This is a genomic window from Pseudomonas sp. AD21, assembly GCF_002878485.1.
GTDB lineage: Bacteria > Pseudomonadota > Gammaproteobacteria > Pseudomonadales > Pseudomonadaceae > Aquipseudomonas.
Map to the genome: position 1 here is coordinate 1 of NZ_NQYG01000041.1, position 25,317 is coordinate 25,317.

27 protein-coding genes and 1 pseudogene are annotated in these 25,317 nt (G+C 58.7%); 15 read left to right on the plus strand and 13 right to left on the minus strand.

What is annotated here, in order from left to right; all coding sequences use genetic code 11:
• Positions 1-124: 124 nt before the first annotated feature.
• Positions 125-1,606, minus strand: a complete 1,482-nt coding sequence (locus tag PseAD21_RS20760; RefSeq protein ID WP_102357488.1) for a hypothetical protein — start codon at positions 1,604-1,606, stop codon at positions 125-127.
• A 51-nt stretch (positions 1,607-1,657) separates the two neighbouring features.
• Positions 1,658-2,569 carry an AraC family transcriptional regulator gene (locus tag PseAD21_RS20765; protein WP_102357490.1) on the minus strand — a complete coding sequence of 304 codons (912 nt, stop codon included), beginning with the start codon at positions 2,567-2,569 and terminating at the stop codon, positions 1,658-1,660.
• Positions 2,570-2,672: 103 nt separating this feature from the next.
• Here PseAD21_RS20765 and PseAD21_RS20770 point away from each other — a divergent pair, with 103 nt between their 5' ends.
• The 5 genes from PseAD21_RS20770 (at position 2,673) to PseAD21_RS20790 (ending at position 7,121) form a co-directional block, all read left to right on the plus strand.
• Entirely contained in the window at positions 2,673-3,218 is a 546-nt protein-coding gene (locus PseAD21_RS20770; RefSeq protein ID WP_102357491.1) for a carboxymuconolactone decarboxylase family protein, read from the plus strand.
• Between the two features lie 64 nt (positions 3,219-3,282).
• On the plus strand, positions 3,283-4,353 hold the full coding sequence (locus PseAD21_RS20775; protein WP_102357493.1) for an acyl-CoA dehydrogenase family protein: 1,071 nt from the start codon (positions 3,283-3,285) through the stop codon (positions 4,351-4,353).
• Entirely contained in the window at positions 4,350-5,192 is an 843-nt protein-coding gene (locus tag PseAD21_RS20780; protein ID WP_102357494.1) for an ABC transporter ATP-binding protein, read from the plus strand. Before PseAD21_RS20775 ends, PseAD21_RS20780 begins: the two co-directional genes overlap by 4 nt.
• Positions 5,158-6,357 carry an ABC transporter substrate-binding protein gene (locus PseAD21_RS20785; RefSeq protein WP_102357496.1) on the plus strand — a complete coding sequence of 400 codons (1,200 nt, stop codon included), beginning with the start codon at positions 5,158-5,160 and terminating at the stop codon, positions 6,355-6,357. The genes PseAD21_RS20780 and PseAD21_RS20785 overlap by 35 nt, the downstream gene beginning before the upstream one ends.
• Positions 6,357-7,121: an ABC transporter permease gene (locus PseAD21_RS20790; protein WP_102357497.1), complete on the plus strand. Its 765-nt coding sequence runs from the start codon at positions 6,357-6,359 to the stop codon at positions 7,119-7,121. Before PseAD21_RS20785 ends, PseAD21_RS20790 begins: the two co-directional genes overlap by 1 nt.
• 245 nt (positions 7,122-7,366) lie before the next feature.
• Here the strand turns inward: PseAD21_RS20790 and PseAD21_RS20800 are convergent, their stop codons facing one another.
• Positions 7,367-9,748 (minus strand): DUF3772 domain-containing protein, encoded by a 2,382-nt coding sequence (locus PseAD21_RS20800; protein WP_102357500.1) that lies wholly within the window; start codon positions 9,746-9,748, stop codon positions 7,367-7,369.
• A 273-nt stretch (positions 9,749-10,021) separates the two neighbouring features.
• Between PseAD21_RS20800 and PseAD21_RS20805 the strand changes: the two genes are divergently transcribed.
• The 4 genes from PseAD21_RS20805 to PseAD21_RS20820 all read left to right on the plus strand — a co-directional run bounded on the left by PseAD21_RS20805 (position 10,022) and on the right by PseAD21_RS20820 (position 13,342).
• A complete protein-coding gene (locus PseAD21_RS20805) occupies positions 10,022-10,786 on the plus strand; it encodes a hypothetical protein (RefSeq protein WP_102357502.1) in 765 nt (254 codons plus the stop codon).
• Positions 10,787-10,813: 27 nt separating this feature from the next.
• Positions 10,814-11,251: a hypothetical protein gene (locus PseAD21_RS20810; RefSeq protein ID WP_102357503.1), complete on the plus strand. Its 438-nt coding sequence runs from the start codon at positions 10,814-10,816 to the stop codon at positions 11,249-11,251.
• 97 nt (positions 11,252-11,348) lie between these two features.
• Positions 11,349-12,014: a response regulator gene (locus PseAD21_RS20815; RefSeq protein ID WP_102357505.1), complete on the plus strand. Its 666-nt coding sequence runs from the start codon at positions 11,349-11,351 to the stop codon at positions 12,012-12,014.
• A complete protein-coding gene (locus PseAD21_RS20820; protein ID WP_102357507.1) occupies positions 11,990-13,342 on the plus strand; it encodes an ATP-binding protein in 1,353 nt (450 codons plus the stop codon). The genes PseAD21_RS20815 and PseAD21_RS20820 overlap by 25 nt, the downstream gene beginning before the upstream one ends.
• A gap of 30 nt (positions 13,343-13,372) precedes the next feature.
• Here the strand turns inward: PseAD21_RS20820 and PseAD21_RS20825 are convergent, their stop codons facing one another.
• From PseAD21_RS20825 to PseAD21_RS20835, 3 genes are all read right to left on the minus strand, one after another.
• The gene (locus PseAD21_RS20825) at positions 13,373-13,717 is read right to left on the minus strand and encodes a cupin domain-containing protein (RefSeq protein ID WP_102357508.1); all 345 of its coding nucleotides are present in this window, start codon (positions 13,715-13,717) and stop codon (positions 13,373-13,375) included.
• 276 nt (positions 13,718-13,993) lie between these two features.
• Positions 13,994-15,424: an IS1182 family transposase gene (locus tag PseAD21_RS20830; protein ID WP_102357510.1), complete on the minus strand. Its 1,431-nt coding sequence runs from the start codon at positions 15,422-15,424 to the stop codon at positions 13,994-13,996.
• 142 nt (positions 15,425-15,566) lie between these two features.
• Positions 15,567-15,785, minus strand: a complete 219-nt coding sequence (locus PseAD21_RS20835; protein ID WP_047227998.1) for a hypothetical protein — start codon at positions 15,783-15,785, stop codon at positions 15,567-15,569.
• 425 nt (positions 15,786-16,210) lie between these two features.
• Here PseAD21_RS20835 and PseAD21_RS29575 point away from each other — a divergent pair, with 425 nt between their 5' ends.
• Together PseAD21_RS29575 and PseAD21_RS20840 are read left to right on the plus strand one after the other, a co-directional pair.
• A complete protein-coding gene (locus PseAD21_RS29575; RefSeq protein WP_146011304.1) occupies positions 16,211-16,576 on the plus strand; it encodes a hypothetical protein in 366 nt (121 codons plus the stop codon).
• A 198-nt stretch (positions 16,577-16,774) separates the two neighbouring features.
• The gene (locus PseAD21_RS20840) at positions 16,775-17,242 is read left to right on the plus strand and encodes a hypothetical protein (RefSeq protein WP_102357511.1); all 468 of its coding nucleotides are present in this window, start codon (positions 16,775-16,777) and stop codon (positions 17,240-17,242) included.
• Between the two features lie 164 nt (positions 17,243-17,406).
• Here the strand turns inward: PseAD21_RS20840 and PseAD21_RS20845 are convergent, their stop codons facing one another.
• Together PseAD21_RS20845 and PseAD21_RS20850 are read right to left on the minus strand one after the other, a co-directional pair.
• A complete protein-coding gene (locus tag PseAD21_RS20845) occupies positions 17,407-17,844 on the minus strand; it encodes a GNAT family N-acetyltransferase (RefSeq protein WP_218244982.1) in 438 nt (145 codons plus the stop codon).
• 248 nt (positions 17,845-18,092) lie between these two features.
• Entirely contained in the window at positions 18,093-18,413 is a 321-nt protein-coding gene (locus PseAD21_RS20850; protein WP_102357513.1) for an isochorismate lyase, read from the minus strand.
• Positions 18,414-18,642: 229 nt separating this feature from the next.
• Between PseAD21_RS20850 and PseAD21_RS20855 the strand changes: the two genes are divergently transcribed.
• On the plus strand, positions 18,643-19,053 hold the full coding sequence (locus tag PseAD21_RS20855; protein ID WP_102357514.1) for a hypothetical protein: 411 nt from the start codon (positions 18,643-18,645) through the stop codon (positions 19,051-19,053).
• A 73-nt stretch (positions 19,054-19,126) separates the two neighbouring features.
• Here the strand turns inward: PseAD21_RS20855 and PseAD21_RS20860 are convergent, their stop codons facing one another.
• Positions 19,127-19,696: a DJ-1/PfpI family protein gene (locus tag PseAD21_RS20860; RefSeq protein WP_102357516.1), complete on the minus strand. Its 570-nt coding sequence runs from the start codon at positions 19,694-19,696 to the stop codon at positions 19,127-19,129.
• A gap of 126 nt (positions 19,697-19,822) precedes the next feature.
• On the opposite strand from PseAD21_RS20860, the pseudogene PseAD21_RS20865 reads away from it, so the two are divergent.
• Together PseAD21_RS20865 and PseAD21_RS20870 are read left to right on the plus strand one after the other, a co-directional pair.
• Positions 19,823-20,074 (plus strand): annotated as a pseudogene (locus tag PseAD21_RS20865) (integrase); the annotation flags it as partial.
• 341 nt (positions 20,075-20,415) lie between these two features.
• The gene (locus tag PseAD21_RS20870) at positions 20,416-21,630 is read left to right on the plus strand and encodes an aldose 1-epimerase family protein (protein ID WP_102357518.1); all 1,215 of its coding nucleotides are present in this window, start codon (positions 20,416-20,418) and stop codon (positions 21,628-21,630) included.
• Between the two features lie 194 nt (positions 21,631-21,824).
• Here PseAD21_RS20870 and PseAD21_RS20875 read toward each other — a convergent pair whose 3' ends face one another.
• From PseAD21_RS20875 to PseAD21_RS20885, 3 genes are all read right to left on the minus strand, one after another.
• On the minus strand, positions 21,825-22,094 hold the full coding sequence (locus tag PseAD21_RS20875; protein WP_102357519.1) for a hypothetical protein: 270 nt from the start codon (positions 22,092-22,094) through the stop codon (positions 21,825-21,827).
• A 263-nt stretch (positions 22,095-22,357) separates the two neighbouring features.
• Entirely contained in the window at positions 22,358-23,083 is a 726-nt protein-coding gene (locus tag PseAD21_RS20880) for an alpha/beta fold hydrolase (RefSeq protein WP_102357521.1), read from the minus strand.
• Positions 23,084-23,187: 104 nt separating this feature from the next.
• Positions 23,188-24,111: a LysR family transcriptional regulator gene (locus PseAD21_RS20885; protein ID WP_102357523.1), complete on the minus strand. Its 924-nt coding sequence runs from the start codon at positions 24,109-24,111 to the stop codon at positions 23,188-23,190.
• A 172-nt stretch (positions 24,112-24,283) separates the two neighbouring features.
• Here PseAD21_RS20885 and PseAD21_RS20890 point away from each other — a divergent pair, with 172 nt between their 5' ends.
• Positions 24,284-24,880, plus strand: a complete 597-nt coding sequence (locus PseAD21_RS20890; protein ID WP_102357524.1) for a DJ-1/PfpI family protein — start codon at positions 24,284-24,286, stop codon at positions 24,878-24,880.
• Between the two features lie 15 nt (positions 24,881-24,895).
• On the opposite strand, the gene PseAD21_RS20895 is transcribed toward PseAD21_RS20890, so the two are convergent.
• Entirely contained in the window at positions 24,896-25,054 is a 159-nt protein-coding gene (locus PseAD21_RS20895) for a DUF2986 domain-containing protein (protein WP_081794930.1), read from the minus strand.
• Positions 25,055-25,317 lie beyond the last annotated feature (263 nt).

The window sequence follows — 25,317 nt, forward strand, 5'->3', positions numbered from 1 at the left end:
TAAAACGGTGGGGCTGACTCGCGAAGAGGGCAGCCCAGTCGATATCTTCAGTGACTGACCCAGCGCTTTCGCGAGCAAGCCCGCTCCCACAGGTTTTGCGTGATTCTCTCGCTTTACGGGCGCCTCACTCCGCCGCTTCGATCTTGAACTGACCGTAGCCAAACTTGCTCCCGGCGTCGACCGGCACAAATAATCCGTATGTTTGCAGATAGGCATACATGGCGGTTTCGTTCTCGTCGGTGCAAGTGATGACCTTGGCAGTACCGCTCAACGATGGATAAAACTCGCTGGCAGGTTTCAGCGATTCCACCTGGCATGCAAATTTCGCATCCAGCCTTTGCGGCGCATCTTTTTTGTATGGTGCAAAGGACCATTGCACGGTGTAGGCCAAGTGCGCACCGACCGGCATGTTCATCCAGTCACCTTCGAATCGGAGATCGGAGATGCCGTCATTACTGACTCTGATTCCGTAATGGTCGTTGGTGTAGTCAACGCTGGCAAGTTTGATCAATCCACGAAAACTGACCTTGACCGCTTGCCGTGTTTGCCCATCGTAACGTTCGATCAGTTGTTTGCCGGGCTCGTAGGGCTGATAGCGAGTGTCACGCCCCAGGCGCCCTAGCTCACGGCGTCTGGCGCTCTTGAGAATCGACAGGTCCAGTTTTTTTTCGAGCGCTTGCTCATGTGCTTCGTTGAAGTCCTTGAAGGAAATGCGCAGTTGCGTAATGTCTTTTTCCGGTGCTGGCAGTTTCAATGCCTCAATGGATTTCACAACCGAGGCAGGCAGCTCTGGATCAGGCAACACAAAGGCGGTTTGCGCTCGGCCGGGGAAGGGTTTGTATTGATCCAGCGCCTGCTGCGTGCCGCAGGCCAGTATCAGCAGTTGACGCGCATCGGCATCCAGCGTTTGCAACGCCGTCGGTTGCTGGACCATCGCGCCGCCGATCACGCGGTTGTTCTTGTCCAGGTAAAACGTGCTGAGAGACGTCAATCGTTGCTGGGCACAATCGGCGCTCCAGCGTTGTCGTACTTGCGAGTACAGCCCCTTGAGCCGTGGCATCAGCGCCTCGGCAGCGGGAACCCGGGCCGACCAGAACAACGTCTGGCCGTCCTTTTGAATCAGGCTGGCGCGGTCGAGCAACTGCCAATCCTGCTGCTGCGGCGCGGCAATGACACGCCATTGAGGTACCGGAGTCTGGGCACACACCTGCTTGAGTTGGGCGCTTTGCAAAAACAGCTGTTTCTCTGCGCCAGGCATCTGTCTGCCTTCTGCCGTTGCACTTTTGCGATCAACCGCGAATTGGAGCATTCCTCCGCTGGTCAGGTGAGCCATTTGAGCGTCCGGCAAGTGACAGTCGGCATCAAAGCGCACGAGATGGCGAGTGTTGTGGCCGTCGAGTTCCATCACCACATAGGTGACGTAATCACCCTCACGCACGATGGAATTTGATTGCGGCTGAAGGGCCAGAGCCGCGTTGAGCTCCTCCCGGCCCATGGCGTCAAAGTCGGCCGCGGTCTGTTTTTTTGCAGGGCTTTGGCATCCGCCAAGCGCCAAGGCAAGGGTGATCAACGACAAACCACTGAAACGCCGAATCAAAGCATCCATGCGGGGGACATACCATCAAGACAAAAAAGTGATGGCATATTAACATGTCGCTCAGCGTCCCTCATGCTGCTTGCGATACGCCCCCGGTTGCACCCCCACCGACTTGGCGAACGCCCGGGTAAACGCGGCAATCGACTGATACCCCACCGCCGCACACACCTGCTCCACCGTGTGATTGGCGCGCAGCAACTGGCAGGCGTGACGGATGCGCAGCGCCAACAGCACTTGCCCTGGTGATTGCCCGGCGAGTTCGTTGAAGCGTTTGAAGAACGCCGAGCGCGACAGGCCGATGCGCGCCGCCATGCTTTCCAGTGACCACCGCAATTGCGGCTGCTCGATCAATTGATCCAGCAGCGGTGCGAACTGCGGATTGCGCGCCAGTGCCACGAGGCCGCCGAGTCGCTGGTTGTCGGCCATTTGCTGGCGCAGCACGTAGAGAAACAGCAGATGACTCAAGCGCTCGAGCAGTGCCGAGGAGGGCGCCGGCAGGCGTTCGCATTCTTGCAGGATCAACTCGAACAAGGCCCGCGCCGCACTGGAACCCGGGTCGCCGGCACGCAGGATGATCCAGTCCGGCAAGCCTTCGATGATCAGCGATGACAACCCGGACTTGAAGTGGAAGAAGCCGCAGACCAGACCGACACCGTCCTGTGCCTGGCTGTCGAGCGCAGTCATGGCCATGCGCGGCAGCGTTTGAGCGATGGCCGGATTTTCAGTGTTGGAGAGCCGGTAGTTGAGGTCGCGCAGCAGAAATACCGCGTCGCCGCTGTCCAGACGCAATGCCGCCGGATGACCGTCGATGTGCAACCAGCAATGGCCCTGCACGATCAGGTGAAAACTGGCGCGCGCCAGCCCGTGCGTGCTGGCGTGCCAGGCACCGCAATAGCGGCCGATGTGGAACAGGCTGGCATCGAGTTCAAGGCTTTCTAATAACCAATCAACCAGTGGGCTGGACGAAATCATCTAATGGAAACACTCAGGAGCAAGTAATCGCTACTTTAGAATATGGATCGGAATTTTTATAACCAACAGACTGGCCGGACACTCAACAGCAGGAGTCCACTCCATGTCGCGCGTCACTCTACACACTGTGCAAAGCGCTCCCGAAGCCGCCAAACCATTCCTGGAGAATGCGCAGAAGAACTCCGGGTTCATTCCCAATCTGCTGGCCGTATTGGCTAACGCCCCGGCCGCGCTGGAAACCTACGTTACGGTATCGGCGCTCAATGGCAAAGCCGAACTCAGCCTCGCCGAGCGCGAAGTGGTGCAGCTGATTGCTGCGACCAACCATGGTTGCGATTTCTGTGTCGCAGGTCATACCGCGGTTGCGCTGAATAAGGCAAAACTGCCGCCGGAAGTGGTCAGTGCGCTGCGTGAGAAAGCCAGCGTACCCGTGGAAAAACTGGAAACCCTGGCCGCGTTTGCCCGCGAAGTGATTGCCACCCGAGGCAAGGTCAGTGATCGGACCTTCAATCAATTCAAGGCCGCCGGCTACACCGAAGGTAACGCGCTGGAGGTGATCCTCGGTGTCAGCCTGGCGACCCTGTGCAACTTCGCCAACGTGTTTGCCGACACGCCGCTCAACCCTGAGCTGGCCGCGTATCGCGCGTAATCGGCGAGCGCTTCAGGCCGCATCGTCTATGGTTGATGCGGCTGCGTACAAGGAGAGAAACGACATGCTCAATCCGGCATTGATTGAATGGCTGGAACACAACGCCCAGGCCCTGGATGCGGGCGACGGCGATCCGCAGCAGGTGCTGACGCAACTGGCGCAGGCCGGGGTGCTGCGCGTGGGGATCAGCCCGGCGCAGGGCGGCAGCGGTGGTCACGTCAGTGATGCCGTGGAAACGCTGGCGGCCGTTGCCAGCCATTCATTGGCGGCGGCGTTTGTGTTCTGGGGCCAACGCGCCTTTATCGAATACCTGCTGCACAGCCCCAACACCGCGCTCCGGGACAGACTGCTGCCGTCGCTGCTCAGCGGCGAGCTGGCCGGGGCCACTGGTTTGTCCAACGCGATGAAGTTCCTGTCCGGCATCGAAGCGCTGCAAGTGCGCGCGGCCAGTGCCACTGACGGCTGGACCTTGAACGGGCGCCTGCACTGGGTGACCAATCTGCGCCAAGGCGGGTTTGTCGTGGCGGCGGCGATCGAGCACGAGGAGGGCGGTGCGCCGTTCGTGCTGGCGATCCCTGATGGCGCCGCCGGCGTGCAGCGCTCGGCCGATCTGCAACTGATGGGGCTGCAATCGAGCAACACCGCGGCCATCGATTTTGCCCAAGTGGCGGTTGGTCGTGAATGGCTGCTGCACGAGGATGCGCGCCAGTTTCTGCCGGCGGTACGCCCGGCGTTTCTCGGCTTGCAGTGCGGCATGGCGATCGGTCTGGCGCGGCGTGCGCTGGCAGAGGTCGAAGGGCATTTGCAGGATGGTCGTTCGATTCTGCTGGAGCCGCTACATGAGCAACGCGAGCAACTGGCGCAGACCGTCAGCGAGCTCAAGCAAGGCTTGCAGGATGGGCGTTTCCTGACCCAGCCGGGTGCCTTGTTCCAGGTGCGCATTGCGCTGGCCGAATCCGCCGCCAACGCCGTGCAACTGGAATTGCAGGCCAGCGGCGGCAAGGCGTATCTGACCGCGCACGGCAGTGGTTTTGCCCGGCGCTGGCGCGAGTCGGCGTTCGTGCCGATCGTCACCCCGAGCCTGGTGCAACTGCGCGCCCAATTGCAGCGGCAGCAACGGGAAGCGACGGCATGACTGCAGCGTTGCTGGAGGCGCAGGGCATCAGCCTCGGCTACCCACGAGAGAAGGGCTGGCACACCGTGCTGGAACACTTCGATCTGCAACTGCAGCCTGGCGAAGTGGTGACCATCCTCGGGCCCAGCGGCGTCGGCAAGTCCAGTCTGCTGCGCGTGCTCGCCGGTTTGCAGGCGCCGCAACAGGGCCGGGTGAGCCTGCTCGGAGAACCGCTGACTGGTGCGCACCCACGGGTGGCAGTGGCGTTTCAGGACCCGAGCCTGTTGCCGTGGCTGACCCTGGAAAAGAACGTCGCCTTCGGTCTTGATTTCGCCCGTCAGCCGCACCTGACGGCCGAGCAACGCAAGGCGCGGATCGACCACGCGATTACTGCTGTCGGCCTCGAACACGCGCGGTTGCAGCACCCGGCGCAGCTGTCTGGCGGGATGGCTCAGCGCACCGCGTTGGCCCGCTGTCTGGCGCGTCAGCCGCAGGTATTGTTGCTGGATGAACCGTTCGGCGCCCTGGATGAAATCACCCGCGCCGACATGCAGCAGTTGCTCCTGCAACTGATTGCCGAACACCACACCGCAGCCGTCTTGATTACCCACGATATTGACGAAGCCCTGCTGCTCTCCGAGCGGATTCTGCTACTGGGTAACAGCCCGGCGCACATCCTCGGCGAATGGCGCATCGACTTGCCTCAGCCGCGGGCCGAGCTGGTCGAGGAACTGGGTGCACTGCGTATCGACATTCTCAAAACCCTTCGGCGGGCGAGCCGCAATCCTCTCACTCAACCTGTGCCCGCTACGTCGGAGATTGACCATGTGCCTGGACGACTTCACTCACACACGTCGTGACTTCCTCAAACTCAGCGCCTTGCTGACCGCTGGCGGCGCGTTGCCGCTGCTCAACAGCCTGAACGCCCGCGCTGCATCCGAGCCGAACGCGCCGGTGCGCATCGGTTATCTGCCGATCACCGACGCCACGCCGTTGCTGGTCGCGCACAACAATGGCCTGTTCGAGGCCGAAGGGATTAAGGCCGAGCGCCCGGTGCTGTTGCGCAGTTGGGCGCAGGTGATCGAGGCGTTCATTTCCGGGCAGGTCAACGTGATTCACCTGCTGTCGCCGATGACCGTGTGGGCGCGCTACGGCAGTAAGGTGCCGGCCAAGGTCGTGGCGTGGAACCACGTCGGCGGCTCGGGCCTGACCGTGGCGCCGGGCATCACCGAGGTCAAGCAACTGGGCGGGCAGTCGGTAGCGATTCCGTTCTGGTATTCGATCCATAACGTGGTAGTGCAGCAGCTGTTGCGCGATCACGGCCTGGTGCCGGTGAGCAAGCCGGCCAGCGCCGCGTTGGCGCCGAACGAGGTCAACCTGCTGGTGCTGCCGCCGTCGGACATGCCGCCGGCCCTGGCGACCAAACGGATTGCCGGCTACATCGTCGCCGAGCCGTTCAACGCGCTGGCCGAGGAACTCAAGGTCGGTCGCGTGCAGCGCTTTACCGGCGACGTCTGGCGCAATCACGCCTGCTGTGTGGTGTTCATGCACGAGCAGGACCTGAACAACCGCCCCGAGTGGTCGCAGAAAGTGGTCAACGCCATCGTCAAGGCGCAGGTCTGGACCCGCGACAACCGCGCCGAGGCGGCCAAACTGCTGTCCAAGGACGGCGCCAATCGCTACACGCCCCACGCGCAACCAGTGCTCGACCGGGTGCTGTCGCCGGCCGCCAGCGACCGTGAGTTGTACCTGAGCAGCGGGGCGATCCAGCACAGCCATTGGGACGAGCAGCGCATCGATTTCCAGCCGTACCCGTTCCCCAGCTACACCGAGGAACTGGTCAAGCGCCTGAAGGACACTTTGATCGAAGGCGACAAGGGTTTTCTCGCCAGCCTTGATCCGCAGCAGTCCGCCAGGGATCTGGTGGACGATCGCTTCGTGCGTAATGCCATTGCTGCAGTCGGCGGGATGAAGGCATTCGGCTTGCCGGAAAGCTTCGAGCGCAGCGAGGAGTTCAGCCTCTGATGCGTCAGCGATCTTCCTCGACCTTGCACGGCGCGCTGGGCGTCGCCGGGCTGTTGTGCCTGTTGCTGTTGTGGTGGCTGGGCGTGCATCTGCTCGGCGGCAACGACAGCCTGGCGTTGCGTTTTTCCCCGGAGGCGACGCTGGCCAGTCTCGGTGAGTTGCTGCTGCGCCCGGAGCTGTACGCGCATGTGTTGGTCAGCCTGAAGCGGATTCTGCTCGGGCTGCTGCTGGCGTTGCTGATTGGTGTACCGCTGGGGCTGATGATCGGCAGCTACCGGCATCTGGAAGCGGCGACCACGCCGGCGTTTCAGTTTCTGCGGATGATCTCGCCGCTGTCGTGGATGCCGGTGGTGGTGATGCTGATGGGGGTTGGCGATCAGCCGATCTACTTTCTGCTGACCTTCGCTGCGGTGTGGCCGATTCTGCTCAACACCGTGGCCGGCGTGCGCCAACTCGATCCGCGCTGGCTGCAGCTCAGTCGCAGCCTCAGCGCCACCCGCTGGGAAACCCTGCGCAAGGTGATTTTGCCTGGGGTGCTCGGCCATGTGCTGACCGGCGTGCGGCTGTCGATCGGCATTCTGTGGATCGTGCTGGTGCCGTGCGAAATGCTTGGGGTCAGCGCTGGGTTGGGTTACTTCATTCTCGACACGCGGGACCGCTTGGCGTATTCGGAACTGATGGCGATGGTGCTGCTGATCGGCGTGCTGGGTTTTGCGCTGGACGCGTTTGCGCGGTGGCTGCACCGGCGCTGGGCGCCGGCCTGAACCCATTCGCGAGCAGGCTCGCTCACACAAGGGATTTCTGCCAGCCATCGATCCTGTGGTTAGCAGGTACCCCCTGTAGGAGTGAGCCTGCTCGTGAAGAGGCTGTGTCAGTCAACACCCCTTTGCCTGACCCGGCGCATTCGCGAGCAAGCCCGCTCCCACAATGATCTTGGCCAGTCGCCAAATTCGTGTTCAGCACAGAACCCTATAGGAGTGAGCCTGCTCCCACAGGTTTTGATGGTCTGTCAGGGACTCGACGCAGGTTTCGCCAGCGCAATACCGGCATCCCCCAGGCGCTTGAGAATCTCGAACAGCAGATCACTCTTGGTCCCGCCAACTATCCGCGGGCTGCCGACATAGCCCGTCACCGTCAGGGTGATGCCCTCCGGCGAGAGTTTGCTGAAACGCACGTACGACGCCGGCTTATCCAGGATGTTCTCGTTTTCCCGGTAGGTATTGAGCAGCAGTTCCTTGACCTGCTCGGGGTCGATGTCCAGCGGGAACATCAGTTCCAGGCTCGCTACCCCCTGGGCACTGCCGCCGAGGGTGACGTTGCGCAGGTTTTGCGAGATCAGCTGTGAGTTGGGCACGATCACGATGGAGCGGTCGCTGAGCTGGATTTCCGTGGCCCGCACATTGATCCGGCGGATGTCGCCCTCGACGCCGCTGATGCTGATCAGGTCGCCGACCTTTACCGGGCGCTCGGTCAGCAGGATCAGCCCGGACACGAAGTTCTTGACGATCTCCTGCAGGCCGAAGCCGATCCCCACCGACAGCGCACTGACGATCCACGCGAGGTTGGTCCAGCGCACACCCAGTGACGACAGGGTCAGCAGGATGACTGCGGCATAACCGATGTTGGAAAACAGTGTGCTGAGTGACGCGCACATGCCCGGGTCCATGTCGGTCTTGGGCAGGAACTCGTTGTCGAGCCAACGGCGCAGGGCACGGATCAGGTAGATGCCAATCAGCAGCGCCAGCACCGCATTGATCAGATGGCCGGGCACGATGTTCAGCTTGCGTAACCCGGCGCCGCCGAGGATGCCCATGATGTTGGTGGTCAACTGGCCGAGCGTGGTACCGATGCCGCCGACGAACAGCGCGATAATCGCCAGCAACAACAGCCCGGCGCGGCTGACGCCAGACAGTACTGTCGAGATTTGCTCGAGTCGTCGATCGCCCATGCCCAGTGTCTGCTTGATGGTTTTGCCGGCGGAGTAGCGCGGAGAGAACAGGTATTCGCAGGCGTCCCTGACCACTTCGATCAGCAAATAGAACCCCGACAGCACGATATAGGCCCACACCAGTTCATAGGTGATGAACCGGGCCAGCGACACATAGCCGGTCAGCAGGGCCAGCGCCGACACGCACATCGACACCGTGGCGATGCTGTAGATCACCCCGGCAAACGTGCTGCCCGCCGCCGGGTCATTGGCGGTGATCAACGCCTTGCGAACCCTGCCGGTGCGCATCAGCATCGGCACCAGAATTGCGATCACTACAATGGCGATCACCCCGCGCTCGGCAATCACGATCTGGCTGCTCATGCCAGTGGCGTTGCTGACCTGCACCAGCGTCACCAGCACCAACAGGGTGGCGGCGAGAATCCGCGGATAGGGTTTCAGCGCCAGTGCCACGGCATCGGCGATCGCTGGCAGCCGCCACGACGGATGTTGCGTCGACAGTAGCGCGCGGCTCAGGGCGGTGATCAGGACGCAGGCGTACACGGCTTTTTCGAATTCTTCGGAAAACGTCGACAGCACCGGGGTCAATGGCGCGTGACGAGTGCAGGCATAGAACAGCAGGTGCAGGGCGATGGCGGTGGTGCCCAACGTCGCCAGTGCCGAGGCGAACGCCAGCGCGCTGCGGCGCAGACGTCCCTCCGGCATACGGTGAATGCACAGCCAGGTCAGCCCGCGTTCGGCCAGGCGACGTCCGGCGGTCCAGAACACCGCCGCCAACAGCACCAGCACGCAAGTGAAAAGCCGCTGCCCGGGTGCCCAGACCGTGGCCCAGGTGCTGTTTACCTGATCGATGAAAAAAATCAGCCGCTGCCGGTCGTCGGGCGCCGGCGAAACCAAAGGCGACCAGAAGTCCGGACTCAGAATACTGTCGGTGCGCAGTGTCAGTTCGCTTTCGAGCAGCGTGCGCCGGATGCCGGCAATTTGCGTGATCAGGTCGGCAGCGCTTTGTTTGAGCGCAGCGAGGCTCTTGAGCGTGGTATCGACCCTGGTCTTTTGCTCACTGAGCGTCGCCCGTTGCGCGGCGATGTCGACTTGTTCGGCGGCGATCTGCGTATCCGGTGCCGCGCCGAGCACTCCCAATTGAACGGCCAGTTGCGCCTGCTGCGGCAACAACGACGCGGACAAGCGATCGACATCCAGGATGAATGCCTGTACCCGGTCCTGCGGGCCTTCGAGCTGATTGTAATTGTTGGCCGCGGAAATCTGCTGCTTCAACCCGTCGAGGCGCAATTGCAGGGCTTGCAGATCACTTTGCGAGACTTCCACCAACGGTATCGTGGTGGTCATCGATGGCGTCAGTAAGTCCGCCGCCCACAGCGTCGAACCGCCCGGGGCGAGCAGGATCAGCGTCACAAAAAACAATGACTTCAAGGCATTGCGCATGGGTAGGGCCGGTTCTCGTTGATCACACAATCTATGAGGTTAGGTGATCGAACCGGCTGCCGAGAAAAATTTCCGGTGAGTAGGGCGGGGCGGTGCTTCAGCTACGGCTTGTGTGCGCCCGGCCAGGATGGAATACAGGATTGCTGGAAAGGACTTCCGGGTCTCAACCGGGGATCGGACTAACGATTTGAACACCCTCAGTCTCAGCTAAGTATCGGGCCGTATCGTTCGTTCAGCGCAAGTTCGACGCTGCTCAGGAGAGGTTACCCGCACATGAATTCCGCTAAAACCGGATGGCTGAACAAAGTCCCCGAAGTGACACTGGCCTTCTGGGTGATCAAGATTCTATCGACGACGGTGGGTGAAACCGGCGCCGACTTCCTGGCCGTGGATGCGGGTTTCGGCGCTGGCTGGACCAGCATCGGCATGGCGTTGCTGCTGGGCGGCGCGCTGTTCCTGCAAATGCGCAAAACCGCCTACTCGCCGTGGATCTACTGGTTGACCGTGGTGCTGGTGAGCATCGTCGGCACGCAGATCACCGACATCATGACCGACATGCTCGACATCAGCCTGTACGTCAGCACGGCGGTGTTCTCGGTGCTGCTGGCGTTGAATTTCCTGCTCTGGTTCAGCCTGGAGCGCAACCTGTCGATTCGCGAAATCAACACGCCGCGTCGCGAACTTTTCTACTGGTCCACCGTGCTCTGCACCTTTGCCCTGGGCACCGCTGCCGGCGATCTGGCGACCGAAGCGCTGGGCCTGGGCTTCACCGTGGGTGCGGTGATTTTCGGCGCGCTGATTGCGGCGACGCTGCTGGCGTGGCGCCTGGGGGCCAACGTGGTGCTGACGTTCTGGATCGCCTACATCCTCACCCGTCCGTTCGGCGCCTCCCTCGGCGACCTGCTGACTCAGGCCAAGACCTATGGTGGCCTCGGTATGGGCGCCGCCTGGACCAGCGCGATCTTCCTGACCGTCATCGTGCTGTTGGTGGCCGTCGCGCAAATCAGCCTCGGCAACCGTAAAACCGCCATTCAATAACGTTCAGACATCTATCAAGGAAACCACATGCGCGCCTTTCAAACGACTATTCGTCACGTTGCGATCATCTCGTCTCTGGTACTGCTCGGCAGTCTCGCCGGTTGCTCGAAACCCGCCGACAAACCCGCTGCTGGCGCGTCGACCAGCTCGATGAGCGCCCCGGCGCAGTCCGGCTCGAAACTGGGCGACCTGAGCGAGTTCCGCAGCATCGCCGCCGACGTCAGTGCTCTGGTCGATAAAAACGACCTGCCCGGTGCCAAGACCCGTATCAAGGATCTGGAAACAACCTGGGACTCCGCCGAAGCCGGCATCAAGCCTCGGGCCGCCGCTGACTGGCATGTACTGGACAAAGCCATTGACCGTGCGCTTGATGCCCTGCGCGCCAGTACGCCAAAGCAGGCTGACTGCAAGTCGGCCATGGACGACTTGCTCAAGGCTTTCGATGCGATGAAAGGCCAGCAGTAAGTCGGCACGGAACCGGCGGCGGACAAACGCCGGTTCAAGTGCTTCAATACAGGCGCGACGGGAATCACCGTCGCGCCTTTTTCTGTCGGAGCGGTGCATGCGGATTCTGCTGGTCGAAGATGACCCGATGATTGGGGATGCCATCGAAGGTGCGCTCAAGGACGCGAGCTACGCCACCGACTGGGTAAAAAACGGCCTCACCGCGTTGGCGGCGCTGGACACGCAGACGTACGACCTGGTGCTGCTCGACCTCGGCCTGCCGGGCAAGGACGGGCTCGATGTGCTGGATGCCATTCGTGCACGCAACAACCCGGTGCCGCTGCTGATCATCACCGCCCGCGATGGCCTGGATGACCGCCTGCGCGGGCTCGATGGCGGCGCTGATGACTTCCTGCTCAAACCCTTCGCCATGGCCGAATTGCTGGCGCGCATGCGCGCGGTACTGCGCCGTCGCGGTGGCAGCGCGCAATCGCTGCTGGATAACGGCGAGGTTTCATTGAATCTGGTTTCCAAACAGGCCTCCACCGCTGACTTCGCCGAGGTGCAACTTTCCAGTCGCGAGTTCGCACTGTTGCAGGCGCTGTTGATTCGCCCCGGGGCCATTCTTTCGCGCAGTGAACTGGAGGACCGGATTTACGGCTGGGGCAACGAAGTGGAAAGCAACGCGGTGGAGTTTTTGATCCACGCGTTGCGGCGAAAACTGGGGAACCATGTCATCAAGAACGTCAGGGGGATGGGATGGATGGTTTCAAAAGGCGTCTGAGCGACTCGGTGCAGTTGCGGCTTTCCGTCACGCTGTCATTGGCGATTCTCATCGTCGCCGTGCTGGCCGGGGCGTTCGCGTTCATCTCCGCCCTCAAAGAAGCGCACGAGATGCAGGACGAAAGCTTGCACCAGGTGGCGGTGTTGTTCGATCGCCAGCACATGACCCTGCGCTATCCCGGTGCCGAACGGATCGTCGGCGATGACGAAGAGTCGCGGATCATCGTGCAGTACCTGGCCGATAGCACCAAAGCGACCGGCAACGACGACGCCAGCATTCCGTTGCCGTTTCCGGTGACATTGGCCGATGGCTTGTCGACGCTGAACATCGCCGGTGAAAACTTTCGCGTTCTGGTCAGGACCACCTCGACAGGCGAACGCATTGTGGTCGCGCAAGAGGCCGACGTGCGCGACAAGGAGGCGCGGGAAAGCGCGTGGCGCAGCCTGCTGCCGTTTCTCATTCTGTTCCCGGTGCTGCTGTTGGTGGTCGGGGACTTGGTGCGCAAACTGTTCCGGCCCATCGCGACGCTCTCGGCAGAGATTGATCAGCGCGACCAGCAGGCGCTGCACCCTGTCGATGAACAGCACTTGCCGAGCGAAATCCGGCCTTTTGTCGTGGCGATCAATCGGTTGCTCAAACGCGTTGCGCAGGCCATGGAAACGCAACGGCGGTTTATCGCCGATGCCGCCCATGAACTGCGTTCGCCAATGACCGCACTGTCGCTGCAGGCAGAGCGATTGGCGTCCACGCCCATGTCCGAGGCAACCCGGCAAAACTTTATGCCTTTGGCCCAAGGCATCGAGCGCAGCCGCAAACTCATCGAGCAACTGCTGGCCCTGGCCGCCGCGCAATCAGTTACGCAACGAGCCGAGACGGCGGTTTCGGTGCATGCCGTGTTTCGCCGGGTGCTGGAAGACCTGCTGCCACTGGCCGAGAACAAGGGCATCGATATCGGCGTGGAAAGCGTCGAGGACGTGCAGGTCGTGATCAACGAACTGGACCTGTTCATCCTGATCAAGAACCTGGTGGACAACGCCATCCGCTACACCCCGGAGGGCGGCCGGGTCGACTTGAGTGTCGAGCCAGCGGAGCAGGGCGTGCTCATCGAGATCAGGGACTCCGGGCCGGGTATCAGCGTTGAAGAGCAATCGCTGGTGTTCGACCCGTTTTACCGCAGCCTGGGCACGGGGGAGGCGGGGTCTGGCTTGGGGCTGTCGATCGTCACGGCAATCGCCGAGCGAACCGGGGCGCGGGTGGGCCTGGGGTTTGTGGATGAGGTGGGACAGCGTGGCCTGCGAGTTTCGCTGTGGTTGAAAGGCCGGTTGTGAGGGATCGCTGCGTCCGAATACGGCCAGCGCTCACTCCTGCCGGACAATATCGACCGAGATCTCCACTGCCGCAATCGTTCCTCTGTTCTCCAGCCAGTGGGTGGTGTTCCTGTCCTCGGGCCAGCCCACTCCCGGCCCGTAATCCCTGGCGACGCCATCGCGATGATCTGTGATGGTGCCTTGCAGAATGTAGACGGTGCCGGGCCTGTCTACATGGTTATGAATCGGGCCAAAGACGCCGCCAGGCTCGATGGTCACCTTACGCATCCTGAGTTGGCGCCCGGCCATGCCTTCGATTTCCGGGCCAAGCTCAACTGTTGCCAGCAACTGCACCGAAACGCCTTTTGTCTCGGGTGCCATCTGGTCGTTGTTCATCGCATGCACCTCGTTTTAGCGACAGGGTTTAACCAGAAGTACAGACCGAAAAAGGCGGGGTGGGCGCAGAGGCGACAAAGGGTCGGTTGCAGGGCTCTATTGGATGGCAGCAAACGGCCCAGAGTGTGTAAAAACGCTCATAACCTGATCGTCTTGAGCCATTGACGTTCGTTGGCTGAGCGATCGCACGGTCAATGCTTCGAGTCGCATCGGTCGCGACCTGGAACACGTAACGCTGTTTTTACAGCCTCTGGGATGGGCCAAAACCAGCCTTTTTTATGCCGACAGCGCCTTCATTAAACCGTTAGCACCAATGATTTTCATGACCCGTTTCAAGTTGTAGGCGAGCACATTCAAACTCATCTCCGCGCTCACCCCGGCCAGCTTTCGGGTCAGGAAGTGCGTCGCACCCATCCATTGTTTGAGCGTCCCGAAGGGATGCTCAACAGTCCGTTTTCGGACTCGCATCATCTCCGGTGCTTTGCTCAGCCGAAGCTGCATCTCCTCCAATATGGCTTCATGCTCCCAGCGTCGAACTCGTCGTTCCGTGCTCGGTGTGCACTGCAATTTCAACGCGCAGCCCTGGCATTTCGAACTCCAGTAACGATGCAGCTTCAGGCCTTTTTCAACGTAGGAATAGTGCCAGATCAGCGCCTCTCCAGCCGGGCAAATGTATTCGTTCTTTGCCGCGTCATAGATGAAGGCATCGTTATTGAAACGCCCGTCAGCCTTGGCTCCAGAGGTCATCGGCTTGGGTACATAGGCGGTGATGCCTGCATCGTGACAAGCCAGGATTTGCTCGCTTTTGAAGTAACCTCGGTCAGCCACTACCGACAACACATCTGACGCCATCGCCTCGCGGGCTTGCTTAGCCATCGAGCTGAGTTGATCGCGGTCGGAACCAACGTTGGTCACCTCATGCGCAACGATCAAATGGTGCTGCGTATCGACCGCTGTCTGCACGTTATAGCCAACAATTCCCGTGCCGCGCGTCATCATGGATCGGCTGTCTGGATCGGTCAGTGAGACCTGTTTATCCGGTGATTCATTGAGCTGAATTTCGATCGCCTGAAGCTCTTTCATTTGAATTTTGAGCTTGGCGATTTTCTCTTCCAGTCGCACGGCGCTGGGCTCGGTAGCTGTTGGTTCTTGCCGATCAGCAGCATCGAGTGCCGTCAGGTAACGGTTGATGCTCGATTCAATTTCTTCCATTCGCCGCTTCAGTTTGGCGCTGGTGAAATTGCGGTCGCGGTTGTTGACGGCTTTAAATTTGCTGCCATCGATGGCGACCAGATGTTCTCCGAACAGTCCCAACTGCTGACACAACACGACGAACTGGCGGCAGACGCCTCGGATGGCTTTGCTGTTGTCTTTTCGGAAGTTGGCGATGGTCTTGAAGTCCGGCATCAAGCGCCCGGTCAACCACATCAGTTCGACGTTGCGTTGGGCTTCTCGCTCCAAACGTCGGCTCGACTGGATGCGGTTGAGATAGCCGTAGATGTAGATCTTCAGCAGGATTGCAGGGTGGTAAGCAGGCCGGCCAGTATCGGCTGGGATCGCACCTTCAAAACCCAGATTGACCAAGTCTAGTTCGTCGACGAAGACGTCGACTACGCGCACCGGATTGGTATCGCTGACGTAGTCGTCGAGGCTAGCCGGAAGTAAGGTGCCTTGGCCTCGATGTTCACCTTGGATAAAGCGCTTCATGGGCGATCCCTGCGATGAAATCCTCAGAAATCATAGCAAGGGTTCGCAAAAGCGTTTACACACTCTGAGCCAACGCAGTCTCTTATGAGAGGCGAATATTGACCCAAGGCTGACCCTGCTCTCGCGAAACGCGGGGTCGGAGTTATCTGATTTGGAACAGGCGGGAGATCGCGGTCATGGCCTTGTCTCCGTCAGTTTCATAGAGACCGAACAGGCGCGTTTGGTCGCTCAGACGATGAAGCCGAAAATGGTTATAGAACGCTTGGCCTAAGCGCTGATTATCGAATGTTCCGCGTTCCCAAAGAGTTAAAAACTCTTGATACGCAACGCGCTCAATTTCCAGTCTCGGCATGCTTTCCATATACACATCCATTTATGTCAGCGATGACCGAATCCTACTGACGCCGGACAGATGCGGCAATGCGCGTTTGGGGGCGATTTTTAATCATCCGAGCTGGCTTTGGAGTTTTTACACACTCTGGGCCAGAAGTTGCCTCCCAGAAACCTGTGTAGACAGGGCTTTATTGCAAGGGATGCAGTAGCAACTCGCTATTCTTGGTCGTTTTGGGTTTCGTGCCGTGATCTATAGTTACCTGACCGGCCGTCGGATCTCGCCTGTAGCGCGCAATCTCACGTTCCGACATCACTGCTCAGGAAGGAGGGCAACAAGCATCATCCGTGGCTGAGGTTGAACGAAGCTGCCGGTAGTCACTTATTAGCAGTATGAAAATTTTGACAAATAGAGCGTGGCCAATACACCAAGGGCAATCATCAGGGCTACTCAGCATGGTCAATTCTTTGTGGAGCAGATTCGGGCTCGAACTCACATTAATGGTGTTCATTGTATTTTTCGGCTTGGTGATGTGCCGAGCACACTTGACGTACCAGCGCGGCAACAAAAAACGAATTGACGAAGAGTTTCGTCAAACCATGGCGCAACACTGCATTCAAAATGTGCAAATCAAACAGGAACATACAGTGCTAGGGGCCCGTCGCAGAGGCGGGAAACGATCGTTTGATGTCCACAGGATCCTTTACAGTCCACCGGATCGCTGGTTTGTCTATGTGCATGTCGAGGATGAAAACCCAGTGCTTTTGCCGATTTCAGAGCAGCGAGCAATGGCTTCTGTCACCAGCTCGGGGGCTGAATGAATGGACTGGCATAGACGCTCCTGTTAGGAGGTTGTCGATAGCACTTCTTTATGAGCGTCCGTTTTTGACCGATCGCTGCCAGTCGCCACCGGCAGCGATCGGCCAGAAGCGGACGGCTCCCGAAAAAAACATCATTGAAAGCAATTTGCTACTATCGGGCGCTCTTGCCCATTAGCGCGACGTAAACTTAGGTTCTTCATGTTCGACAGAAGCGACTTTGATCAACTCTCCAGTGAGCAACTGACTTTTTGGAGAGCACACAATGATTGTCCCGGTCTCTATTACGTCACTTATCCAGGAATCGCCTTTCGATGCCCTGCCTCTCAGCAGATCATCAGGATAACCCGCGCCCCCAAACGGCAAGGCGAAAACGGATTAAACTTCTGGCTTCACGCGGAATGGATGGATTGGCGGCCTGGAGGAGAAGGTTATTTCCCAGGCTACGTTTCTGACGCTCAGTTTGAGGAGATCTCGGAAGCTGTTTTCAATCAGATGGTTGCGGATCAGGCTTTTGAATTGATCGCTCCGCTCAAACAACCGCTGCATGAGTCGACCGGTTTCGTCGGAGCGTTATTGATGTACTCAATGAAGACAGAGTTCATCGTTTCGCTGTTCGCGGAGTATGAAGACGAGTACATCCATTTCTATTGGGACACGACTTCATGAGCGGCGGCTAAGGGTCAATTGCTGCCTTCCTGAATGACCGCAATTGGCCATAAGCAGTCATTCGTAAATGTCCGTTTTCGACCCAATGCAGACGATGACCAGAATTTGGCTAAGGGGCGGGCTAGCCAGTCCCAATGAGCGAAGCGAACGGTTTGAACCAGTTGCTATGCATGTTTTACTAGCCGTTTCTTTAAATGGTACAGGTTAGTCCCGATTGGGCGATCCTCAAGAACACCATAAATCTCATACCCATGCCGCTCATAGAACTGTTTCGCATCAACGGTTTTTAAGAATGCAACTACTGCCCCATTGTCGACACCAATGGCTTCTGCTTTCTTCAGAAGCATTGAACCTACTTTTTTACCGCGATGAGATTCCTTAATCCAAAAAGTGTCAATTTCTAAGCCATCCCAGTAACAATTACAGCTTATTGCACCGATGTAGTCACCTACTTCATCGTGTGCAACCACCATAAATATCTTATCTTCCGATTCTGGTGGTAGATTTGGATATTGAATTCGAAGATATTCTGAAAACCTATTATTCAGAACTCCTTTATCCTTTTCTGTTGGAGAACCCAATATATCAATCCTGATTTCCACTTTATTGCTCCTTAAATTCAACTTTTAGGGGCGAACCGCTTTTTGCATACATTCCATGTTCATGCATAATCCCTTGAGCAATCAAAAAATCGAGTCTGTAAACGCGACATCCAGAAGGGGGGAAGCGAAATATTACTTTGCACATTACTGATGTATTAGCTGCGTGTCGATGGTCTGCTTTTGGCCGATTGCTGCCTGTCATCACTGCCGAAATCGATTTCTCACGGCAGACAGCCCGGCCACTGGTATCAAGTGTCAGCTTGATGAGCAGCCCAGTGCTTCATCTCTTCTGCAATGAAGTGATTCACCAGGTCGCTGTACATTTTCTCGATTGCATCCGGATTCAGGCCCTCCGCCTCTGCCCATTCGCGTCGAGTTACCAGCATGGCCTTGAACCGCTCTGGCGCACGCACTGAAGTCGCCGAGGTCTTGAACTTCGAGGCCGCGAGTACGTAGTGAAAGCGCTTGCCCAACAGCTGGATGACAGCCTGATCAAGGGCATCGATCTCGCGCCGGATTTCCTCCATGCCTGCACACGCTTCGGGCTGCAAATTATTGATGACTTCCATGTAGGGAGACTCCGTTTGTTAAAAAAATCTTGGGACTTCACCGTCCGGTTCCGACCAGAAGCGGCCGTGCGTGGCTGACTCCTTCCGGCCAAGAGTGGCCGCCCACGCATGGCCTTTTCCAGCCAAAAACGGTAATAATCGGAGCCGAGACGGCCTATTCAAAACTGGCTACATGGCTGAATCCGTCTCTTCTTCATAGCATTCCATTATCGAAATCAGGGTAAGACTCATGGGCGCGCCCATCATCATCGGCAACAGCTATGACCTCTGGGTCAGCAACAGCATGAAAGATACTTTTTGCGAGGTACTAACCGCTGTCGCGACCTTGGAAGGTCATAATGTGAAGGCCATATATGAGGAGGCGCCAGGTGTCGCCGGCACCTATGGTGTTTCAGGCGTGGGTATCGTTCTCGACGAGTTCTATCTCTATCTCGGTGGATTTTCAGGCGTTCGACGCCTCCTCGATGTTTGCCGAGTGCGGCTAGACGAAGTCAGAGAGTCTTGCGGACTGTCGCCAGTTGCTGCAGAACGCATGGCACACCTATTGGCATGGGCTGCGTACCATATGGATGGCCACCCGATCCCTGTAGGCGGCTCTTTCTATGAGGACTGGCCTCCTGACGCAGCTGAAACAAGGTAGTACCCGCCTGCTTTCGGTCAAAAGTAGCGACTCGAATACATCACCTGATCGGCTGTTTTGTCGGACGTGGCGGTCACCGATGTTCCGCTGCCAACATTGACCTGAACTGAGAAATGATCTCTGAAGATAGCCCGGCTCCTTCGAACACTGCGCAGGTGAAATTAACGGGTGCAGTGCCTGGAGCGGTTATGATGCGGTCTGCAACCACCGCTACTGGACTGCTTCGATAAAGCGTGCGCCCTTCATAACCTACGGCATTTTGTTGTAAGAAGTCAGAGCTGTTCGAGGTATGAGGAACCGTGTCGAGAAGCCCGGCCCTCGCAAGTGCCAGCGTTCCCCCACATATACCGGCAATTGTTGCTCCACTTGAACGACTAGCATGAAGAAAGTCTCGAATATCCGGTGCTTCTGCACGTTCCCAGACCATTCCTCCAATGACGACGACAACGTCCGGTTTCCAGTCCAGACATTGTTGCAAACTGCTATCGACAGTTACATCCAATCCACCCTGCGAGCGGAACTGCCCCGTAGCAGAAGCGAAAAACCTGACGTCGATCCCGTAATACGGGGACGCAGTTCCAGCAATGAAAGCATATTCCCAGTCCGCAAAACCGGGTGTCAGTATCAATCCCACGCGTGCCATCAGTCAGAATCCTCCTTGAATGCCAGTAACATATGGCGACAACGAACATACATCAAGGACTGCTTTGGGTCGGATTGCGCCCCTCACTCACCGTGACTGATCCTCCCTCAACGTGGAGGATCAGCCATGAACACTAATGCCGCACACAGCCATCAGCCTTGGAACAAGGGAAAAATTGTCGGGCAGAAAGCACCGCTTCAAGTCAGAGATATCTGGGCCATTCGGGTCAGACTCCAGCTAGCGGAGAAAACACAGGATTTGGCACTCTTCAACTTGGCTATCGACAGCAAACTGCGTGCCTGTGCCTTAACCCAGCTGCGAGTGCGAGATACCGCCCATGGAGAACATGTGTCGTCACGGGCCGTCGTGATGCAGCGCCTTGAGCGTGCCTCCGGATCCGCCAATGACGGTGACAGCCAAAGCGCTGGAGAAACTCGCGGTGGATTTGCGGCATGGGGTTGATTGGTTTCCCTGAGTCGTTACCGAGATTGCCATCGCGAGCAGGTTCGCTCCTGCAGTTGATCTCGAATGTGCACAAAACCGGTGTTCACCTTCGATCTAATGTGGGAGCTCGAGCCAGCCCGCAATGGCATCGACTCGTTTTTCCGGTTTGTCCCAGATCTTTCTTGGTATTGACTGGTGTTGTGTCACTTTTTAAGCTTGCTGAAACGTTTCATCACGTTTATAAAAAGCGCACAACTCCAAGAAAGGCTGCTGCCATGACCCCGCTCAAACTCGTTGTTGCCCTCAGCGCACTGTCCGCTGCCTCCCACGCCATGGCCTGGGACTACGTTCTGCTCGATACCGACAAAGCCGCCCAGAACTGGCAGATCACCAGCCAGCAACTCGGCGTAAAAACCGAGAAACCCTTCAGCGTTACCCTGCGCACCTTGCATGGCGGTCGGCAGGAGGGCGTCAGCATCGTCGACATCGATAACGGCACGATGAAACTCTCGGTAGTGCCGACACGGGGAATGAACGTCTTGCAGGCCTCGGTCGGCAATGTGCGCATGGGCTGGGATTCGCCGGTCAAGGAAGTGGTCAATCCGTCCTTTATCGAACTCAATGGCCGCGGTGGTCTGGGCTGGCTGGAAGGTTTCAATGAGCTGGTCACCCGCTGCGGATATGAATGGGTCGGGCACCCCGGCGTCGATAACGGCGAACTGCTGACTCTGCACGGTCGGGCCGCCAACATTCCTGCGAACAAAGTCACCCTGCACATCGATGAAATACCACCGTACGCCATCACCCTGCGCGGCGAACTGAAAGAGCAGGCGTTCAAGAAGGTCGACTTCTCCGTCGCGACTGAACTGGTCACCGAACCCGGCAGCGTCGTGTTCGCCCTGAACGACACCCTGACCAACAACGGCGACTATCCGAAGGAATACCAGGCGCTGTATCACAGTAACTTCAGCACCCCGTTCCTGGAGCAGGGCGCTCGTTTCGCCGCGCCGGTGAAACAGGTGTCGCCGTTCAACGACAAGGCCAAGGGCGATCTGCCCGAATGGCAAACCTATCGCGCACCGACCAAGGACTATGACGAAACGGTTTACAACGTGGTGCCGTATGCCGATGCCAAGGGCGATACGTTGACCGTGTTGCATGACAAGGCCGGCAGCCTGGGCGTTTCGGTCGGCTTCAATACTCAGACATTGCCGGTGTTTTCCCTGTGGAAAAACACCGATACCCAAGGCCAGGGTTATGTCACGGGGCTGGAGCCGGGGACAAGTTTTTCCTACAACCGCCGTTATCAGCGGCCATTGAACCTGGTGCCCACAATCGGGCCGAAGGAACACAAGCAGTTCCGCATCAGCTACAGCTTGTTGGCGGATAAGGCCGCTGTGGATAAGGCCTTGAAGCAGGTGAGCGAGATTCAGGCTGGGCGCGAGACTGAGGTGCGGCAGACGCCGTTGGTTGATCTGACCAAGGGATGACACGGGCGCACCTTGACGTCGCCTCGTAGTTTCCCGGCTCATCGAAGGCCCGGGTTCTGGTTTACTCGCTGCCGGATACCCGGGCTTCGTGCTTTGACTTCATGTACGCCCGCAAAGCGTCACAGCGTTTATGCATCGAGCAACAGGCTCTGGTGCGTGCCCACACACGTCACGCACCAGGCTCGCCTGAATAGTTACCACTGGCCGCTTCCGAGACAAGCGACGATTTCCCAACCGCTGTATTCCCACCAGGAATATCGATCATCGGAGCAACTTCTGGCCAGGCTGGCCATCTGGATTGTGCGCGCTGTTTTATGGGTTCCGAATGTAGTGTCAATAGAGGCGGTCACCTGATTGACGGGGTGGGGAGCCTTGAGGGTGGTCGGATGCACGGAGGCGTTCGCGACAGTTGCGGTGAAAGCGAGCGTCGCGGATACGGCCAGAGCAGTAATGGACTTTTTCATGTTCGAATCCTTTCAGTTATCTGACATGCGGCTTAAACAAAGGCCTGACCTGCCTTTATCAATAATCTGAACAGATCGGGCACTCGCGTCGTGTGACGCCATGAAAGCCTACTACCGCGCTACCTCCCGCACAGTCGCTCAACCGTACTATTGACAAGCTGTTAAAAGTCCGGTTTTTTACATCGCGAGAGCGGCCCAAGCGTTCAAGTTTGACGATTCCTCGGCAGACGAGCACAGACAGGTAAACACCCGCAGATACTCGTTCAAAGCGCCACCCGTTCCAGAAACTTCCTGACCTCCAGCGAATACGCCCCCGGATGCGAGAACCTGAACATGTGGCCGGTGCGCGGCAGGATGACTTCCTGCGAACCCTTGATGCCCTTCAGCAGGATCCCCGCAGCCGCTTTGCCGATCAGCTTGTCTTCTTCCGGGGTCAGGATCAGCGTCGGCACGTCGATCTTCTTCAGCAGGGGCGTGTAGTCGACTGTCTCGATCGAGCGCACGCGATTGACGTAGGCTTTGTGCGGCGTTTCCTTGATGAAGAAGGCGCGGCTCTTGGCGGTTGACCAGGGGATTTCTCCTTCCTGGTCGAACGATGAAGCGAGTTGCGCGGCGTGGAAGCGCAGGGTTGTCTGGCGGTAAAACGGCCCGGGGAAGAACGGTGCCAGCGCGGCGAGGGTCTTGAGCAGGGGCGAGGTGATCGGGCTTTTGGCAAACCCGCCGGACAGCACCAGTCCCTTGAGGCCTTTGGGTTGGCGTGTTGCAACCGCGATCGAGGCAACCGCACCGTAGGAATCGCCGACCAGCACATAGCTCTGCAGATCCTTCACCTGATCAACGATGAAGTTGGCCATTGTTTCCAGGTCGCGCACGTCGTCGGGCAAGCGAAGGGTGCGCATGAAGCGGCCCTGCAAGTGGGTCATTTGTTCGAGGTGCCATGGTGCCCCTGCGAAGCAAGGGATCATGACCAGCGTGGGTTGGGTTTGCATGCGGTACTCCGGGCGGGCGGGATGAACGACACCCGCACTCTAGGAGGACCGAGGCTTGCGATCCAATGGCATTGGCGCAGCATCTCGATGCACGAGATTGATCGTCAGTCGGCGATCAACATTTGGGTGAGCCATTCGACGGCGGGCTCGTTGGCGCGCCCCCGTGCGCGGATAACGAATACCTCCCAGGTGGGCAGCGCCAGCGGCAATTCGAAGAGGCTCAGTTGCGCGGTGTCCTGCATCTGCAAGGCGACCCGTTCGGCCAACACGGCGATCGATTGTGAAGCGCCGACCAGGAACGGCACCGCCAGAAAGCTGGGGCAGGTGACGCTGACCTGGCGGCTGTGGCCGAGCAGCTCCAGCGCATCATCGACAGCGCCCCGACTATCGCCGCGAGGCGAAACCAGAATGTGCGGCAGACGGGTAAAGTCATCCAGTTCCATGTGCAGTTTCTTGCCACGCTTGACCAGCGCCGGGTGGCCCTTGCGTGCAATGCCGACGAAGCGCTCCTTGTGTGCCAATTGGCAATCGAAGCGCTGCGGGACCTGAGCAAACGAGCCCGAACCCAGCACAAGGTCGATCTCACCGGCGTCCAGCTGACGCATCGCCGATTCGCCATCCGCCGACCCGAGCTTGAGCACCACACCCGGTGCTGCTGCCTGAATGTGCGCCAGCGCCGGGGCTATGACGGTCAGCACCGCGTGGTCGGTAGCCGCCACCGAGAGCGTCGCCTGCAAACGTGCCGGATCAAAAGGCCCACGAGGGCTGGCAACCAGTCGCACCGATTCGAGCACTGCCGCGACTCTGGGCATCAACTCGACCGCCAGCGGCGTCGGCGCCATCCCGCGCGGGTTGCGAATGAACAGTTGATCGTCAAAAGCCGTGCGTAACCGTGACAGGGCGTGGCTGGTGGCCGATTGCGACAAATGCAGTTTTTGCGCGGCGCGACCGACGTGTCTTTCAGCCCAAAGTGCCTCAAGCACCACCAGAAGATTGAGGTCGAAACGCGTCAGATCTAGGGGCTTCATGGGGTATTGGCCTTTTCATTCACCAGTCGATGCACGCCACTGTCCTATAGCTTTTGGCTGAAAGCTACCGTGCCTGTCGATGTCTGCCGAGAATGTAGTCATGACAATTTTTTGATTGTATTGATCGGCCGATTTTACGATGCGTCACCGGCAATCTGACCCGAGGCTCATCATGCACGTCGCGATCCTGACTTTTGAAGGTTTCAACGAACTGGATTCGTTCATCGCCTACAGCATTCTCAACCGGGTCAAGCAGCCTGATTGGCGTGTGTCGATCGCCGGCCCCACGCAAAAGGTGCGATCAATGAACGGCCTGGTGGTCGAGGCACAGGTCTCGCTGGAGGAGGCCAGCGACGCGGACGCGGTATTGGTCGGCAGCGGGAGCCTGACCCGGGACATCGTGGCGAATGCCCAACTGATGTCGCGTCTGCGGCTCGATCCGGCGCGGCAGCTGCTGGGTGCGCAGTGCTCGGGCACGCTGATTCTGGCCAAGCTCGGCTTGTTGAATGAGGTTGCGGCGTGTACGGATCTGATCACCAAACCGTGGGTGGAGGAGGCTGGCGTGGCGGTGCTCAATCAACCGTTCGTGGCCAAGGGCAATGTCGCCACTGCCGGCGGGTGCCTGGCCTCACAGTATCTGGCGACCTGGTTTATCACCCGTCTTGCCGGTGAGGAGGCCGCCCGCAATGCGCTGCACTACGTGGTCCCGGTTGGCGAGAAAGACCTCTACATCACGCGGGCGCTGGCAAATATTTCGCCGTATTTATAAGGCGCGTGGAGCGGATCAGCCCTCTGTGGTTTCGACCGGCTCCAACGCCGCTTCGGCAGCGATTTTCAAACGATCAGCCTTGCTGATGTACTTGGGCTTTTTCGGCGCCAGTTTGGCGCTGGCCTTCTTGGCCTTTTCCTTGAACAACTGCTGCAGTTTCTTTTGACGGTTCATGTTTTCTACTCGGCGTGAGCGTTCTTGAGAAGGGGCCGGGACGTGGGGGATTAAAGCCAGGTCGGCGGCGCCACCGGGTGCGGCTGCAGACGAACTGGAGACTGGTCATGATTGATCCAGCAAGAAGCGGTCATACGAGCGGTGAGTATGGTAAGCGTGAACGTCAATCGAGGCCAGTTTGTCATCATCGAGCAACGGGCTACCCAGTAACGTTGCCTTAATCCTGACCCGTTGATATCTCGCGCACCTCATAGGCAGCCGAC